The organism is Parvibaculum sp. (assembly GCF_030651915.1).
Lineage (GTDB): Bacteria > Pseudomonadota > Alphaproteobacteria > Parvibaculales > Parvibaculaceae > Parvibaculum.
Genome location: NZ_JAUSBV010000005.1, coordinates 518,289 through 533,715, shown reverse-complemented (window position 1 = coordinate 533,715; position 15,427 = coordinate 518,289). Strand labels below are relative to the sequence as shown.

Here is a 15,427-nt window from a genome sequence, read left to right as displayed (position 1 = left end):
TTCAGGCCGCGCGCAGGCCTTCCTTCGTCACCCGCGCCTCCACATCGTCGAGGGCCTTTTCGATGGCGGCGAAAATCGCGTCGATCTGTTCGGCATTGATGATCAGCGGCGGGCAGAAGGCGACGATGTCGCCGGCAAGCGGCCGGACGATCAATCCGTGCTTCTGCGCCGCACCGACGACGGCGGCGGCGATGCCGAGGCTCGGATCGAAACTCTTTTTCGTCTTCTTGTCGGCGACAAGTTCGAGCGCCCCGATGAGACCGCATGAGCGCGCATGGCCGACCAGCGGATGATCGGCGAGACGCGCGAAATGCGCCGCGAAACGCGGTGCGACGTCGCGCACATGGCCGACAATGTTGCGCTTTTCGTAAATCTCCAGCGTCTTGGCCGCAACCGCCGCGCCCACGGGATGCGCGGTATAGGTGAAGCCGTGGCCGAACATGCCGATCTTTTTGCTCTCGTCGATCATCGCCTGGTACATGTCCTCGCCCACCGTGACGGCGGCGATCGGGAAATAGGCCGACGACAGGGCCTTGGCGACCGAAATGGAATCGACCTTCATGTTGAAGGTCTGCGAGCCGAACATGTTGCCGGTGCGGCCGAAGCCGCAAATGACTTCATCGGCGATGAAATAGATGTCGTATTTCTGCAGCACCGCCTGGATCTTCTCGAAATAGCCGGCGGGCGGAATGACGACGCCGCCCGCCCCCATGATCGGTTCGGCAATGAAGGCGGCGACCGTGTCCGGGTCCTCGCGGATGATCATCTCTTCGAGGTTCTTTGCCAGCCGCGTCGTAAATTCGTCTTCCGTTTCGCCGGGCTCGGCATAGCGGTAGTAATGCGGGCAGTCGGTGTGGAGGACGCCCGAAATCGGCAGGTCGAAATCGCGGTGATTGCCGGGCAGGCCGGTCAGCGAGGCGGACGCCACCGTGACGCCGTGATAGCCGCGTGTGCGCGAAATGAATTTCTTCTTTTTCGGCCGCCCCAGCGCATTGTTGTAATACCAGACGAGCTTCATCTGCTGGTCGTTGGCTTCCGAGCCCGAGCCGCAGAAGAGCACTTTCGAGGCCGCATGCGGCGCGATCGCCTTCAGGCGTTCGGCCAGCTCCGCCGCGCGCTCATGGCTCTTGCCGCCGAAGACATGCGTGAAGGGGATCTGGCGCATCTGTTCGGTGGCGGCGTCGATCAGCTCCTGCTCGTTATAGCCGAGCGACGTGCACCAGAGACCGGCAAGGCCCTCGATATATTTGTTGCCGCCATTGTCATAGACATAGACGCCTTCGCCGCGCTCGATGATCATCGGCCCCGTGGTGCGGAACGTGTCGAGATTGGTGTAGGGATGGATCACCGTCTCGATGTCGCGAACGGCGGCGTTGGACAGGCTCATGGGCGAGCTCCTCGGGTCATTTTATTGCGGCTTGGCGGGCATAATGGGAGGGGCGAGGCGGGGTGTCAAAGGGGGCGGCCCTGGCGGTTGACCCCGGGTGACGATGCGCGGTTGACTGTGGCGGCGCATAGACAGGATCAGGTGCATGAAGGACCCTTACGAAACCCTCGGCGTGGCTCGATCGGCGACCGACAAGGAGATCAAGGAGGCGTTCAAGAAACTTGCGCGCAAGCACCATCCCGATCTCCATCCGGGCGACAAGGAAGCGGAAGCAAGGTTCAAGGACATCTCGGCCGCCAACGACCTGCTCAAGGACAAGGAAAAGCGGCGGCGCTTCGATGCGGGCGAGATTGACGCCAGCGGCGCGGAGCGACCGTCGCAGCGGTTCTATCGCGATTTCGCCGACGGGCCCGCCTATGCCTCGCATGCGGCGCAGGACGGATTTGCCGGCAACGAGGATCTGGAGGAATTTCTGGCGCAGGCCTTTGGCGGCGGCGGACAGCGCGCCCGCGGCACGTTCCGGGCGCGCGGCCAGGATGTGAGTTATGCGCTGCCGGTGGGTTTCCTCGAGGCGGTCAATGGCGCCACGCGCACCATCACGCTGCCTGACGGCAAGGTGCTGCAGGTGACGATCCCCGAAGGGGCCGAGGACCGGCAGATGCTGCGGCTGAAGGGGCAGGGCATGCCGGGTTTCGGCGGCGGCCCGGCCGGGGATGCCTATGTCGAACTGCATGTCGAGCCGCATCGCTTCTTTCGCCGCAAGGACAACAACATCCATGTGGACCTGCCCGTCACGTTGAAGGAGGCGGTGCTGGGCGCGCGGATCGAGGTGCCGACGATCGGCGGACCGGTGGCGATGACGGTGCCGAAGGGGGCCAACAGCGGCACCACACTACGGCTGCGCGAAAAGGGCGTGCGCGACCGCAAGACCGGACAGCGCGGCCATCAGCTGGTCACCTTGAGCGTCGTTCTGCCCGCGGCCGAAGAACCCGAACTGGTTGCCTTTCTGGAAAGCTGGCAGCCGAAGGCCGAACAGAATCCACGCAGGGAGATGTTGGCATGACCGGCGCAGACGAGTTGATCGCGATGATCGATGCCCTGCAACGCAGCGATCTCGATGCTTGGATCGACGAAGAGCTTGTGGTGCCGGCGCGGGAAGAAGCCGGGACGCTGGTCTTTTCCGAGACGGAATGCGCGCGCGTCCGCCTGATCTGTACGCTCCGCTACGAACTCGATATCGAGGCGGCGATGCTGCCGGTCGTGATGTCGCTGGTCGATCAGCTCTACGATACAAGGCAGAAACTGCTGTCGCTGACCGCCGCCGTCAGGGCGCAGGACGTGTCGGTTCAGGCGGCGATCCTTGCGGCGATGAAGCTGGAAGCCGACATCTAGAGGCGCGACGTGTCAAAGGGGTACGGGCGCCCTTTGCTTTTCTTCGTCATTGCGAGCGAAGCGAAGCAACCCAGAAAGCGTCAAACTCAGTCTCCGCCGCCTTCTGGGTTGCTTCGTCGCTACGCTCCTCGCAATGACGTATCGGGGCGATCAGAAACCCTTCGGCGGCTTGAACCCGCCCAGTATCTCCTCGAACATACCGGCGACCGCGATGGTGGTCTTGTCCTCAAGATGCGGGCCGATGATCTGGATGCCGACGGGTTTGCCGGCGCTGGTGAGGCCGACCGGCGCGACCGAGGCCGGGAGATAGGAGACGACGGCGGGGCCGGCCCAGATCAGCACATCCATGTAATGCCGCTGGATGCCGTTCACATCGAGCACGCGCTTGTGCCAGTTCGACTGGTGGTCGTGCTCGAAGGCCGGGCGCATCATCACCGGCGCCAGCACGACGTCATATGATTTGAAGAAGTCCTGCCATTTGCGGCGCAACTGCGCCTGACGTTCCTTCCAGACGAATTGTTCGGCGACCGTCATCGTGCCGCCGATGGCCTGCAGCACCTGATGGCTCTTGTCGCCCGGCGCAGCGTTCTTGCGGATCTCGGCCCAGCGCGCGCGCACGCTGTCAGGCATGCCGGCGCCTGTCTGCGAATGCAGCAGCACCAGATAGGTCTCGGTGATTTCGGCCAGCGTGAAATCGGGACGCGCCTGCCAGTCGAGATTGGCGCCCGCATTCTCGAGCGCCTTCGCGGCATTGGTCAGCAGCGCGGCGCTTTCGCGGTCGATGTCGCAGAATTCATCCTCGATCCAGACCGCAACGCGGAGTTCCTTCGGGCTTTTCGCGCGGGGCTGCGGCAGGTCGAGCTTCCAGCCGGCCGCATCGGCCCAGCCGGGCCCGGCGGCGATGTCGAGCAGCAGGCTGAGGTCTTCGGCGCTGCGGGCGAGCGGCCCGGCAACCGACAGGTCGCTCTCATGGAGATTGCCGGGGGCGGGGCCGAGATGGCCGCGCTTCGGTACGATGTCGAAGGTCGGCTTGTGGCCGAAGACGCCGCAGAGATGGGCAGGGGTGCGGATGGAGCCGCCGATGTCGGAGCCGAACTCCGCCGCCGTGAAACCGGCCGCGAGCGAGGCGGCCGACCCACCCGACGAGCCGCCGGGTCCGCAATCGAGCGCGTAGGGGTTGTTGGTGGTGCCGTAGATCTCGTTGAAGCTCTGCAGGTCGCCCGACAGATAGGGCACATTGGTCTTGCCGAAGACGATGGCGCCGGCGCCTTGCAGGCGCTCGACGGCGGTGGCGCTTTGCGCCGGTACATGATCCTTCCAGACCGGATTGCCGCCGGTCGAAACAAGGCCCGCGACCTCGTACGCATCCTTGATCGTGAAGGGCAGGCCATGCAGCGGGCCCTGCAATTCGCCGCGCGCCAGGGCGTCGTCGGCGGCCTTCGCCACCTTGCGCGCGCCGTCGAAATCCCGCGCCACCACGGCGTTGATCTTCGGATCGTGCTTTTCGATCCGGGCGATGAAATGTTCGGTCAGCTCCGCCGAACTGACCTCGCGGCGGCGGATCATGCGGCCAAGCGCGCTTGCCGAGCGGAAATGAAGATCGGTCATCGGTAAAGCCCCCTGAAATCCTGTTGTTTTGTTGCCCCATTAGAACGGGCGGGGCGGCCCGAAAGCAAGGCAAACGCTGCGGCGGACCGTTGTGAGCCGAGGGAAACGCCACTAGACTGCCCGCCAAACAGGCCCCGAACGGGGCCGATGCCGGGCTTGCCCCGGCGGGGACGCCAAACAGGATAGAGGGACGGGATCCATGAAGGGATTGATGCAGGACTGGCCGCTGCGCGTGTCGACGATCATCGACCATGCGGCGCGCTTTCACGGCGACCGCGAGATCGTGACGCGTTCGATCGAGGGACCGATCACGCGCACCACCTACAAGGACATTCATCTGCGCGCCCGCAAGACGGCGCAGGCGCTGACGAAGCTCGGCGTCAAGGAAGGCGACATCGTCGCCACCATGGCCTGGAACACCGCCCGCCACCTCGAAGCCTGGTACGGGATCATGGGGATGGGCGCGGTCTGCCACACGCTCAATCCGCGCCTCTTCGCCGAGCAGCTCGTCTACATCATCAATCACGCCGAAGACAAAATCATCTTCCTCGACCTCACCTTCGTGCCGATCCTGGAAGGCATTGCCGACCAGCTGCCGAAGGTGAAGGCCTATGTGATCATGACCGACAAGGCGCATATGCCGGCGACCAAGCTTGCCAATGCGCTTTGCTTCGAGGAAATCGTCGAAGCGGAAGACGGCAACTTCAAATGGGCCGAAGTCGACGAGAACGCCGCCTGCGGCCTCTGCTACACCTCGGGCACGACCGGCAATCCGAAGGGCGTGCTCTATTCGCACCGCTCCAACGTGCTGCATTCGATGGCCGCCAATATGGGCGACGCGCTCGGCATGAAATCGACCGATGCGATCCTGCCGGTGGTGCCGATGTTCCACGCCAATGCCTGGGGCATCGCCTTTGCCGCTCCCGCCGTCGGCGCCAAGATCGTCATGCCCGGCGCCAATATGGACGGCGCCAGCATTTATGAACTGCTCGACAGCGAAAAAGTGTCGGTGACGGCGGCCGTGCCGACCGTCTGGCTGATGCTGCTGCAATATCTCGAAAAGACCGGCGCGCAATTGCCGGCCTTGAACCGCGTCGTCATTGGCGGCTCGGCGGCGCCGCGCTCGATGATCGAGGTCTTCGAGAAGAATTACGACGTCAAGGTGTTCCACGCCTGGGGCATGACCGAAATGTCGCCGATGGGAACGCTGGGCGCCTTGAAGGCCGGCATGGAAGATCTACCGCTCGAAAAGCAGATCGACGTCAAGGTCAAGCAGGGCCGCGCCATCTACACGGTCGAAATGAAGATCACCGACGATGACGGCAACGAGTTGCCGTCCGACGGCAAGGCTTTTGGCCATCTGATGGTGCGCGGTCCGGCGGTTTCCGGTTCCTACCTCAAAGGCGAGGGCGGCAACATTCTCGACAAGGACGGCTGGTTCGACACCGGCGACGTCGCCACCATCGATCCGGGTGGCTACATGCAGATCACCGACCGCGCCAAGGACGTCATCAAGTCGGGCGGCGAATGGATTTCCTCGATCGAGATCGAAAACCTCGCCGTCGGCCATCCGAAAGTCACCGAGGCCGCCGTCATCGGCATCGTTCATCCCAAATGGGACGAGCGTCCGCTGCTGATCGTCATTCCGAAGGAAGGCGAGAAGCCGACCAAGGAAGAAATCCTGCGCTACATGGATGGCAAGATCGCCAAATGGTGGATGCCGGACGATGTGGTGTTCGTGACGGAAATCCCACATACGGCGACCGGCAAGATCCAGAAGCTGGCGCTGCGCGAACAGTTCAAGGATTACAAGCTGCCGACGGCGACGGCGGCCGAGTAAGACGGACAAGACGGGCGGGTCCGCGATGGGCCCGCCCGAACGATATCAGGGGAACGGCATCATGGAACGGCAGCAATCGCGCCTGGCGACGTGGGGACTGAGGCTCGCCATTCTGGCGCTGCTCGTGCTGGTGGCTTGCGTCATCGGCAATCGCTTCGAGCTGATCCATTTCGGTATCGCCGTGCGCGGCCTGGCGCTGGCGGCCGCGATCGGCCTTGTGGCCGTCTTCGTCTCGGCGGCGGGCATCATCCGCACGCTGACCTCGAACCGCAGCGGCGCCCGCCTCGCCATTGCCGGGATTGTCGTCGGTCTTCTGGTCGCCGCGCCGGTGGTACAGGCGATCATCGCCGGTTCGCAGGTGCCCGGCATTCACGACATCACGACCGATCTCGACAATCCGCCGGCCTTCGACGCCGTCGTCGCCTTGCGCGGCGCGGGCACCAATCCGCTCGACCGCGCCGAACCGGCCGACCTCGCCGAGTTGCAGACAAAGGCCTATCCCGACCTGACGACGATCGAGATCGACGCGCAGCCGGGCCGGGTTTTCGAGGCGGCGCTTGAAACCGCCCGCGATCTGGGCTGGGCGATCGTCTCGACGAACCCCGAAACGGGCCTGATCGAAGCGACGGCGACGACACGGGTGATGAATTTCCGGGACGATGTCGCAATCCGCGTCACCGAACGCGACGGCGGCGCGGCGGTCGACATCCGTTCGGTGTCGCGCGTCGGCATCAGCGATCTCGGCGCCAATGCCAACCGCATCCGAACCTTCCGCGACGCGCTGAAAAAGAAACTGGCGGCGGGTTAGGCGACCAGACGGTAGGTCGCGCCGAGATTCGGCTTGCCGTCGGCCGCCACAATGCCGCGCTCGACCAGATATTCGATATGGGCCAGCATCGACCGCGCGGCGGCCGGATGGAGCCGCTTGTCGACCGCGGCATAGACGACCGGCACCATGTCGGCGATCCGCGTCCGGCCGGCGGCGAGCTGCTTGAGGATCTGCTGCTCGCGTTCCTCGCGATGGGCAATGAAGGCGCGCACGAAGGGCTTCGGATCCGTGATCGCCGGCCCGTGCGTCGGCCAGTAGACTTCATCGTCGCGGGTCAGCAGCAGCTTCAGCGATTCCATGTAGCGCTTCATGTTGCCATCAGGCGGGCTGACGACGCTGGTCGACCAGCCCATCACATGATCGCCGGTGAAGAGCGCCTTCTCCTCGCGCAGCGCAAAACACATATGGTTCGAGGTGTGGCCGGGCGTGTAGACACATTCAACGCTCCAGCCGTCGCCCTCGAGGACATCGCCATGCCGAACCTCGACATCCGGCTTGAACGCCATGTCGCCGTCTTCCTCGACTTTCACATCGTCGCCGCCGCCGCCGGCGCCTTCCATGCCCGCGCCATGCGGCCCGAAGGCATAGGTCGGTGCGCCGGTCAGCGATTTCAGCGGCTTTGCGGCCGGCGAGTGATCGGAATGGGTGTGGGTGATCAGGATGTGGGAGACCGTCTCGCCCTCAAGCGCGGCCAGCAGCGCCTCGACATGCGGCATCAGCAGCGGACCCGGATCGACGACCGCGACGTCGCCATGGCCGATGATGTAGGTGCCGGTGCCCTTGTAGGTGAAGGCGGAAGGATTGTTGGCGACGACGCGGCGGATCAGCGGCGAAACCTCGTCGCAAGCGCCGTAATCGAAGCTGATGTCGCGGACGTAAGGGATCTGGACGGACATGGGACACTCCTCCCGGTTGCGGGCCGGAGAATGGACTGTCCGGCGGCGCGCTTCAACCCATGCGATGGCGGAGCGCGCGGCGGTCGACACCGCCGCCTTGCGCCAAGCGCGACAGGTTGGCCCGCATGCGGACCATCATCTCGATGAAATCCTGCCGCTCGTCTTCGCTGAAGCCCGAAAAGGCTGCATCGAGAATTTCATCGCCCGCGTCCCACATCTGGTCGAGCAGCGGCTGCGCCTTGCCGGTGAGGAAAAGTTGCTGGGCGCGCCGGTCGCGCGGATCGGGACGGCGCTCGACCAGGCCGAGGGCGGCGAGCTTGTCGACCAACCGCGCCACCGTGATCGGCTGTACTTCGAGCAGATCGGCAAGCCCGACCTGGTTCAAACCCTGATGGCGCGAGAGATGGGCGAGTGCCCCCCATTGCGCCTGCGTCAGGCCGCTGACGCGCTCGGTGAAGGCAACCCGCATCAGCCGCGAATTGTCGCGCATCAGGAAGCCGGTGGCGCGTTCGGGGTTCTGGTCGGAACCGGCGCCTGTCGCCTGGTGTCCGGCGGCATCGGTGGGGAGGCCGGCGCCGCGGTCGATTTTCAGTTCTGGCATTGCGATACCATGCACGGCTGTCTAAGGGCCTGACCGCTAATAAGCATGGCTTATCATATCGGGCCGGCCTGACGCAGCGCAAGGGCCGCTTTGGGCCGCCGGGCATCCGGGATGGCCCCGGACGCCCGGCGGGCGGATCAGTAGAGGCCGGCGATATAGACGATCAGACCGGCCGAATAGACCCAGAGCAGGGTGTAGCCGGCGGCGGCCGTGGCATCCGAGAGATTGAATTCGGCACAGGTGCGCGCCGCCTGGACCTTGGCGGCCGTCCAGAAGCGGCTTGCGCGGGCGCTGAGGCCGGCGCCCAGGGGGCGGGCCTCGGTGGCGATGGGGGAGATCGGGTGCTGCGCGGTGGTCATGGGACTTGCCTCTCACAAAGATGATACGAGAGCTCGGCCCGGCCGTTTCCTTGGGGGAGGACGTCTTGATCAGCGTCCCTTATTGTTGCCAAGACAATATGTTGCATTGCACAAACTGACAAGATGTCAGATATGAATTTTTTGCGATGCAAGGCATATGTTGCTGCGACGCAACACAAATTGCGCCTGAAAGCGGGGCTTTGGCGGTTTCCGGCGGCCGGCGGCGCTCAGATCTGTCGCCCGGCCTTCTCCCAATAGGGTTCGCGCAGCTTGCGCTTGAAGATCTTGCCGGAATCCTCGCGCGGCAACTCGCTCTGGAACTCGACCAGACGCGGCACCTTGTAGCCGGCGATGCGCTCGCGCAGGAAGGCCTTCACATCGGCCTCCTTCAGCGCGACGCCGGGCTGCGGCTGGACGACGGCGCAGAGCGCCTCGCCGAACTCGTCGTCCGGGATGCCGAACACCGCGCAGTCGCCGACGCCCGGCATCTTGTGCAGCTCGGCTTCGATCTCGGCCGGGTAGATGTTGACGCCGCCCGAGATCACCATGTCCTTGGCGCGGTCGCAGAGATAGAGAAAGCCGTCTTCGTCGAGATAGCCGATATCGCCGAGCGAGATCAGGCCGGCCTTTTCGGCGCGGCGGCGCTTCTCGTCGTCGCCGTGATAGGTGAAGTCGGCGATCGACGGCACGCGGCAGACGATCTCGCCGGTGGCGCCCTTCGACAATTCCTCGCCATTCTCGCCGAGCACCAGAATTTTCGCGCCGCCGACGGCTTTGCCGACAGTGCCCGGATGCGCGAGATATTCAGCCGAGTTGCAGAAGACGACAGCGCCGGTTTCGGTGCCGCCGTAATATTCGAAGATCACCGGCCCCCACCATTCGATCATCGCCTGCTTGATATGGACCGGGCAGGGCGCCGCCGCATGCACGACGAAGCGCAGCGAGGAGAGATCGTACTTCTTCTTCACGTCGTCGGGCAGCTTCAGCAGCCGCACGAACATCGTCGGCACCATGTGGAGATGCGTGACCTTGTGTTCCTCGATCATCCGGAGCAGTTCTTCCGGGTCGAAGCGCGGCTCGAGGATGAGGTTGGCGCCGACGCGGAAACCGAAAAGCCCATAGGCATTGGGCGCCGAGTGATACATCGGCCCGGTGACAACGGTCACCATCTCGCTCGGGTTTCCGTGTTCGGGCGTGAACCCCATGACCTTGCTGATGATCTGCAGCGTGGCGGCGGCCTGGTCGGCGGTCGGCGGCGCGCGGCGCACGCCCTTCGGGTGGCCGGTCGTGCCCGACGTATAGATCATCGTGCCGGGCGCTTCGGCGGGGCCGGCGTCGATGGGATCGAATTTTTCGAGCCAGTGGCTCCAGTCCTCGATGCCGGATGGCAAGGCCGCCGCCTCCGCCGATATGCCGTAGGCGGACATGATTTCCGGCGGCGTCTCGACGGCAAAAACGGGCACGCCTTTCGGGATCGCATTGGCGATGCCGCGATAGAGATCGGCATGGATGACAATGGCCTTGGCGCCTGAATTCTCGAAAATGTAGCGCGCCTCGTCTGGCGAATTGTGCCAGTTGACCGGCGTCGAATAGGCGCCGACCAGACCGGCCGCGACCGAGGCCTCGAAGAACGGAAAATCATTGCGGAGACAGACGGCGACAACATCGCCCGCCCCGATGCCAAGGCTCCTGAAGCCGCCCGCTGCCCGCGCCGCCCGCAAGGCGAGCGTCGCATGATCGACCACACGCGCGCCCGACCGCACCACCGCTCCACTCATCGTCGCCTCCCCGGATGACATTTTTCGTTGGCCGGAGTGTAGCAGCGCTGGCGGCCCTGTCATGGGGTTCGCCGGGGTTGACGTTGCGTCAGCTATACCGCGCCTCGCGCTTCTTGCCGGCATTGCCGGCCTTCACCTCGCCGAGCGCCCATTCGAGATCGGCGAGATAGGTATCCGTCACCTGCGCATGAAAGGGCGACAACATCAGATGCAGACCCTTCGGCTCCGTCGTCAGGCTCGTAAACCAGCCGCGCTCGAACAGCTTGCCCCAGACGGCGAAGGGGTCGACCTCGTCATGGGTAAAGGCGATCAGGCCAAGCTGCGGTCGCCCGAGAATGCGGAAGCCGAGCTTCGTGACGCCGGCCTCGATCGCCGCCCGCGCATCGGTGACCAGCTTGTGCTTGGCGCGGTAGCCTTCGACGCCGAGGAAATTCATCACCGCCCAGGCCGCCGCAATCGCCCCGCCGGGCCGCGTGCCGGCCAGCGTCGGCGTCACCATCCGTCCGCCCGGCCAGTCGGCGCAGTCGAAGATCATGTGGGCACGCAACGATTCCGAGCGGAACAGAACCGTCGAAGCGCCCTTGGCGCAATAGCCGTATTTGTGCAGATCGGCCGACATCGAATGCACGGCCGGCACCTCGAAGTCGAAAGGCGGAATGTCGGCGCCGTTCATGCGCACGAAGGGCGCGATATAACCGCCGACACAGGCATCGACATGAAGCCAGAGCTTCTTGCGCGCCGCCATTGTGCCGAGCGCTTCGATCGGATCGATCAACCCGTAGGGAAAGCAGGGCGCCGAGCCGACCAGCATGATGGTGTTGGCGTCGGCCGCCTGCTCCATCGCCGCGACATCGGCCACGAGATCGGCGCAAGGGACGCGCCGGATTTCGATCTCCATCATCTTCGCCGCCTTGTCGAAAGCCGGATGCGCCGACCACGGCGCGACGATGTTGCAGGGCCCGGCGACGCCCTTTTCCTTGCGCGCATAGTCGCGCGCGGTCTTGACCGCCATGGTGATCGAATCCGTGCCGCCCGAGGTAATGTTGCCGGCGCCGCCTTCGGGCGCATGGAGAAGCGAGAGGCCCATTGCCACGACCTCGTCTTCCATCCGTTTCAGGCTCGGAAAGGCCAGCGGTCCAAGCCCGTTCTCGGACATGAACATCGTATAGGCTTCCTTCTGCACCTCGGCGACGTCGGGCCCGGCATTGAAGACATAGACGGCGGTCTTGCCGTCGCGCCATTTGACGTCGCCCTGCGCGCGGTCCGTCATCTCGGCTTTCAGCGCCGCCCAGTCCGTGCCTTTTTCCGGCATCGTCGTGCCCATCCGTCTTCTCCCCTCGGTTGAGCGAGGAAGATTAGCAGATCGTACGGCGGCGGCATCAATGATGTGCGTGGCCACTTGCGCCGTGGTTGAGCTTCAGCGACGGCGCCGGGTAAGGAAGGCTGTGGGGATCGGCGCCGGGCACCGGGAACTGGTCCCAGACAATGGTCCCTTCGGTGCAACCCTGCGCGACCGGGAAAAACAGCGCCATGATTTCGGGGTCGCCGGGCAGTTTGGCAAGAAACGCGAACTCGTCGAAGCGGTCGTCGGCCAACGGTCCCCCCTCCCATGTCACCTCGACGACACCTTCGGTAACCGCCTTGCCGTGGTTCTCGTAAGCCCGCGCATATTTGGCCTTGCGCGTCGTCTCGACCCAGCCGGGCTTCGGCTGCGGCTTGATGGCGATGACGCCTTCGGGAATGCGGATAGAAATGCGCGTCGTCGCCGCCCCGTCGCAGCCATGTGGCACGCGGAAGTTGGCCTTGTAGTAGCTCCCGGCAGCCGCCTCGCTCTTGTCGAGCGTGACGTGAGCGGAGGCGGGGGCGGCAAACGATACCGCCAGCCCGAATGCCAATGCGGCTCTTCTCATGTTCGTTTCTCCTAGAAAGAGATCTTCAGTCCGGCGAAGAAGCTGCGCCCCTCACCCGGATAGAAGACATTGGTGGGAACGAGCGCAGCATCGGTGATGGTGCTGTAGGTCGAGACGTAGCGCTTGTCGGTCAGGTTGCGCGCGTCGAAGAACGCACGGACACCCGGCGCGATATCGACGCCGCCATCCAAACCGAGCGTCGCGTAGCCCGGCGCCTTCAATCGGTTGGCGTAATCGACGTAACCGCCGTCGGGCACCCATTCGAGCTTCGGTGCGATGTCCCAGCCGGCAACCGAGCGGTAGCGCAAGGCCGCCGCATAGACGTGGGGCGGCATGCCGGCAAGTTTGTTGGAGCCATAGACCGGATCGCCGTCGAAGAAAATGCCGGTGGCGGGATCAAATCCGTCGGCAAGAGCGGGAGGGACGGCGGCAAGAACGGCAAGCGCCGCGCCGCCGCGGGAAAGCGTGGATGAGAAGGACGTGAACCCAGCCAGCACTGATGCGCGCCGCTGCGAGAAGGCAGGGGGTGCGCATGATCTAAAATCGAGTGAGAATTCCGCGGGATCAGGCGGCAGGTGGTGCGCGAGGCTGAACGGATCTCGCAGCGACGCTTGCGGCAAGATAGGCGATCGGTGCGGCGATCGTCGGCAGTGTCCAACCCGGCGCGGCATAGGCAAATGTCGACGCAATCATCGCGCCGCAATGATGCAGGCAGGAATTGCAATCATGCGATGTGCCGGCAGGCGCCGGCTCGACCGGGTTGCCCTCGGCGTCCATATAGACGGTCTTGTTTTCACCGCCGGCGCAGATGACCGTCTCGAACAAGCCCTGCGTCGTCGGGCCTGCGATCTGCAGCGCCGTCGGCAGGGCGATATGGGCGATGAGGGCGAGGAAAGCGAGCATATGCGCAACGCCAATCCGGCCCGCGCCCCGCTCTATATATGTTCCCGAAATCCCCATAAGCCGCAGTCTACCGCCGCCGCCACGGCCGCGCCAAGGACGGTTTTCGTACATCTTGTCGCAGGATTGGTCCTACTTGCCCTTGAATTTGGGCATTCGCTTGTCGAAAAAGGCCTTCACGCCTTCTCGTACATCGGCGCTCGGATTGGCAATCATCACCGACAGGGCTGCATCGCCCAGCGATTGTTCGAGGGTCATGCCCTGGCCGCGCATCATCATCGACTTGGCGAGCCGGACGGCGAGCGGCGCCCTGAGCGCAAACTCGCGGGCAAGCTCCATCACACGGGCCTCGAGCCCGGCGGCGGGCACGACTTCGGTGACGAGGCCCAGATCTTCCGCCTCGAGCGCGCTGTAGACCTCGGCCAACATGGTCATCTTGAGCGCCAGGTCGAGCCCCATGAAGCGCGGGAAGAGCCAGGCGCCGCCTTCGTCCGGCAACAGGCCGAAGCGTCCGGAGGTATCGCCGAGCTTGGCCGTGTCGGCGGCGATCCTGAGATCGCAGGCGAGCGCCAGCGTCAGGCCGCCAGCGACGGCCGGTCCGTTGACCATCGCGATGGTTGGCTTGTCGAGGCGGGAAAGCGCCAGGATCACGCGATGCATACCGTCGCGCATTTCGCGGCCATGTGAAAGTTGCAAGGCCATCAACTCGGCATGATGGTCGTCGGCACCGCTGATGTCGCCGCCCGAACAGAAGCCGCGGCCCGCACCGGTCAGGATCAGGCAGCGCAATTCGTCGTCGCGCAGATAGATTTCAATCGCCTCGACAAGCTCCTCGCAGAGCCGCGTCGTATAGGCGTTCATCTGGGCCGGACGGTTAAGCGTCACCCGCGCGATATGCGGCTCGGGCGTTTCGAAGAGAATCTCGCTGAATTCGGCCATCCGGTTTCCTCCCGCTGCGCATCTCGAAAACCCGGCGCGCTTCAGCCTATACTGGCCCAAACGGCATCGCCATGAAAGACAAACGCCGAAATCGAGGGAGGAAAGAATGAGCGGCTACGAAGACCTGACATATGAAGTGAAGGATCGCGTCGCGTTGATGACGCTGAACCGTCCGGACCGTCTCAACGCCTGGACGGCGGCAATGGAGAAAAGCCTGAAACGCGCCATGGCCGCTGCGGTCGCCGACGAAGAGGTGCGCGTTATCGTGATCACGGGTGCTGGCCGCGGCTTCTGCGCCGGCGCCGACATGAACTTGCTGCAGTCGATCAAACCCGGAAATTGGGAAGACCGCGAACTGGCGACCGCCGCGCGCGAGGAGACATTCGACTTCAATAGTGGCCTTGGCCCGGACGTCAGCCCCCATTACGGCGGCCGTTTCGGCTATCTGATGCAGGTGAAGAAGCCCATCATCGCCGCGATCAACGGTCCGGCCGCTGGTCTCGGCCTCGTCGTCGCGCTCTATGCCGATATGCGTTTTGCGGGCTCGGAAGCGAAATTCACCACCGCCTTTGCCAGCCGCGGCCTGATCGCCGAGCACGGCGTATCGTGGCTCTTGCCGCATCTGGTCGGCCCTGCGAATGCGCTTGACCTGCTGCTGTCGGCACGCAAGGTCTCGGCTGCGGATGCCGCCGAGATGGGCCTCGTCAACAAGGTTTTCCCGCAGGAAAACTTCATGGCCAACGTCATGGACTACGCGAAGATGCTGGCGGCGACGGTCTCGCCACGCTCGATGGCGGTGATGAAGGCGCAGATCTGGAAGGCGCTGTTCCAGAATTTCAACGATGCGCTCGCCATCGGCGACAGCGAAATGCAGAAGAGCTTTTCGAGCGAGGACTTCAAGGAAGGCGTCGCGCATTTCGTCGAAAAACGCACGGCGAATTTCACCGGGCGCTGAAGCGTATTATCGAATGAAAAAGGCGCGGGATAT

General features: G+C 64.2%; 16 protein-coding genes. 5 read left to right on the top strand and 11 right to left on the bottom strand.

The window, feature by feature from the left end:
• Position 1 precedes the first annotated feature (1 nt).
• Complete coding sequence (locus Q7V31_RS06890) at positions 2-1,387, bottom strand: aminotransferase (RefSeq protein WP_304733289.1); 1,386 nt, start codon at positions 1,385-1,387, stop codon at positions 2-4.
• A 145-nt stretch (positions 1,388-1,532) separates the two neighbouring features.
• Here Q7V31_RS06890 and Q7V31_RS06885 point away from each other — a divergent pair, with 145 nt between their 5' ends.
• Entirely contained in the window at positions 1,533-2,450 is a 918-nt protein-coding gene (locus Q7V31_RS06885; RefSeq protein ID WP_304733288.1) for a J domain-containing protein, read from the top strand.
• Positions 2,447-2,779, top strand: coding sequence for a MerR family transcriptional regulator (locus Q7V31_RS06880; protein ID WP_304733287.1), 333 nt, complete (start codon positions 2,447-2,449; stop codon positions 2,777-2,779). Before Q7V31_RS06885 ends, Q7V31_RS06880 begins: the two co-directional genes overlap by 4 nt.
• Positions 2,780-2,929: 150 nt before the next feature.
• Here the strand turns inward: Q7V31_RS06880 and Q7V31_RS06875 are convergent, their stop codons facing one another.
• On the bottom strand, positions 2,930-4,387 hold the full coding sequence (locus Q7V31_RS06875) for an amidase (protein ID WP_304733286.1): 1,458 nt from the start codon (positions 4,385-4,387) through the stop codon (positions 2,930-2,932).
• A 199-nt stretch (positions 4,388-4,586) separates the two neighbouring features.
• Between Q7V31_RS06875 and Q7V31_RS06870 the strand changes: the two genes are divergently transcribed.
• Together Q7V31_RS06870 and Q7V31_RS06865 are read left to right on the top strand one after the other, a co-directional pair.
• Positions 4,587-6,227 (top strand): 3-(methylthio)propionyl-CoA ligase, encoded by a 1,641-nt coding sequence (locus Q7V31_RS06870; protein ID WP_304733285.1) that lies wholly within the window; start codon positions 4,587-4,589, stop codon positions 6,225-6,227.
• A gap of 61 nt (positions 6,228-6,288) precedes the next feature.
• Positions 6,289-7,035: a DUF1499 domain-containing protein gene (locus tag Q7V31_RS06865; protein ID WP_304733284.1), complete on the top strand. Its 747-nt coding sequence runs from the start codon at positions 6,289-6,291 to the stop codon at positions 7,033-7,035.
• Here Q7V31_RS06865 and Q7V31_RS06860 read toward each other — a convergent pair.
• The 9 genes from Q7V31_RS06860 to Q7V31_RS06820 form a co-directional block, all read right to left on the bottom strand.
• Positions 7,032-7,952, bottom strand: a complete 921-nt coding sequence (locus Q7V31_RS06860; protein ID WP_304733283.1) for an MBL fold metallo-hydrolase — start codon at positions 7,950-7,952, stop codon at positions 7,032-7,034. The genes Q7V31_RS06865 and Q7V31_RS06860 overlap by 4 nt on opposite strands.
• 52 nt (positions 7,953-8,004) lie before the next feature.
• Positions 8,005-8,553, bottom strand: a complete 549-nt coding sequence (locus tag Q7V31_RS06855; RefSeq protein WP_304733282.1) for a MarR family winged helix-turn-helix transcriptional regulator — start codon at positions 8,551-8,553, stop codon at positions 8,005-8,007.
• A gap of 137 nt (positions 8,554-8,690) precedes the next feature.
• Positions 8,691-8,912 (bottom strand): hypothetical protein, encoded by a 222-nt coding sequence (locus tag Q7V31_RS06850; RefSeq protein ID WP_304733281.1) that lies wholly within the window; start codon positions 8,910-8,912, stop codon positions 8,691-8,693.
• Positions 8,913-9,139: 227 nt separating this feature from the next.
• Positions 9,140-10,690, bottom strand: a complete 1,551-nt coding sequence (locus Q7V31_RS06845) for an acyl-CoA synthetase (protein ID WP_304733280.1) — start codon at positions 10,688-10,690, stop codon at positions 9,140-9,142.
• An 88-nt stretch (positions 10,691-10,778) separates the two neighbouring features.
• Entirely contained in the window at positions 10,779-12,014 is a 1,236-nt protein-coding gene (locus tag Q7V31_RS06840; protein ID WP_304733279.1) for an aspartate aminotransferase family protein, read from the bottom strand.
• Positions 12,015-12,069: 55 nt separating this feature from the next.
• The gene (locus Q7V31_RS06835) at positions 12,070-12,600 is read right to left on the bottom strand and encodes a YcnI family protein (protein ID WP_304733278.1); all 531 of its coding nucleotides are present in this window, start codon (positions 12,598-12,600) and stop codon (positions 12,070-12,072) included.
• 11 nt (positions 12,601-12,611) lie between these two features.
• Positions 12,612-13,097 (bottom strand): TonB-dependent receptor domain-containing protein, encoded by a 486-nt coding sequence (locus tag Q7V31_RS06830; RefSeq protein WP_304733277.1) that lies wholly within the window; start codon positions 13,095-13,097, stop codon positions 12,612-12,614.
• Between the two features lie 67 nt (positions 13,098-13,164).
• On the bottom strand, positions 13,165-13,503 hold the full coding sequence (locus tag Q7V31_RS06825) for a hypothetical protein (RefSeq protein ID WP_304733276.1): 339 nt from the start codon (positions 13,501-13,503) through the stop codon (positions 13,165-13,167).
• 129 nt (positions 13,504-13,632) lie between these two features.
• Positions 13,633-14,439 (bottom strand): enoyl-CoA hydratase/isomerase family protein, encoded by an 807-nt coding sequence (locus Q7V31_RS06820; protein ID WP_304733275.1) that lies wholly within the window; start codon positions 14,437-14,439, stop codon positions 13,633-13,635.
• 106 nt (positions 14,440-14,545) lie between these two features.
• Here Q7V31_RS06820 and Q7V31_RS06815 point away from each other — a divergent pair, with 106 nt between their 5' ends.
• A complete protein-coding gene (locus Q7V31_RS06815) occupies positions 14,546-15,394 on the top strand; it encodes an enoyl-CoA hydratase (RefSeq protein WP_304733274.1) in 849 nt (282 codons plus the stop codon).
• Positions 15,395-15,427 lie beyond the last annotated feature (33 nt).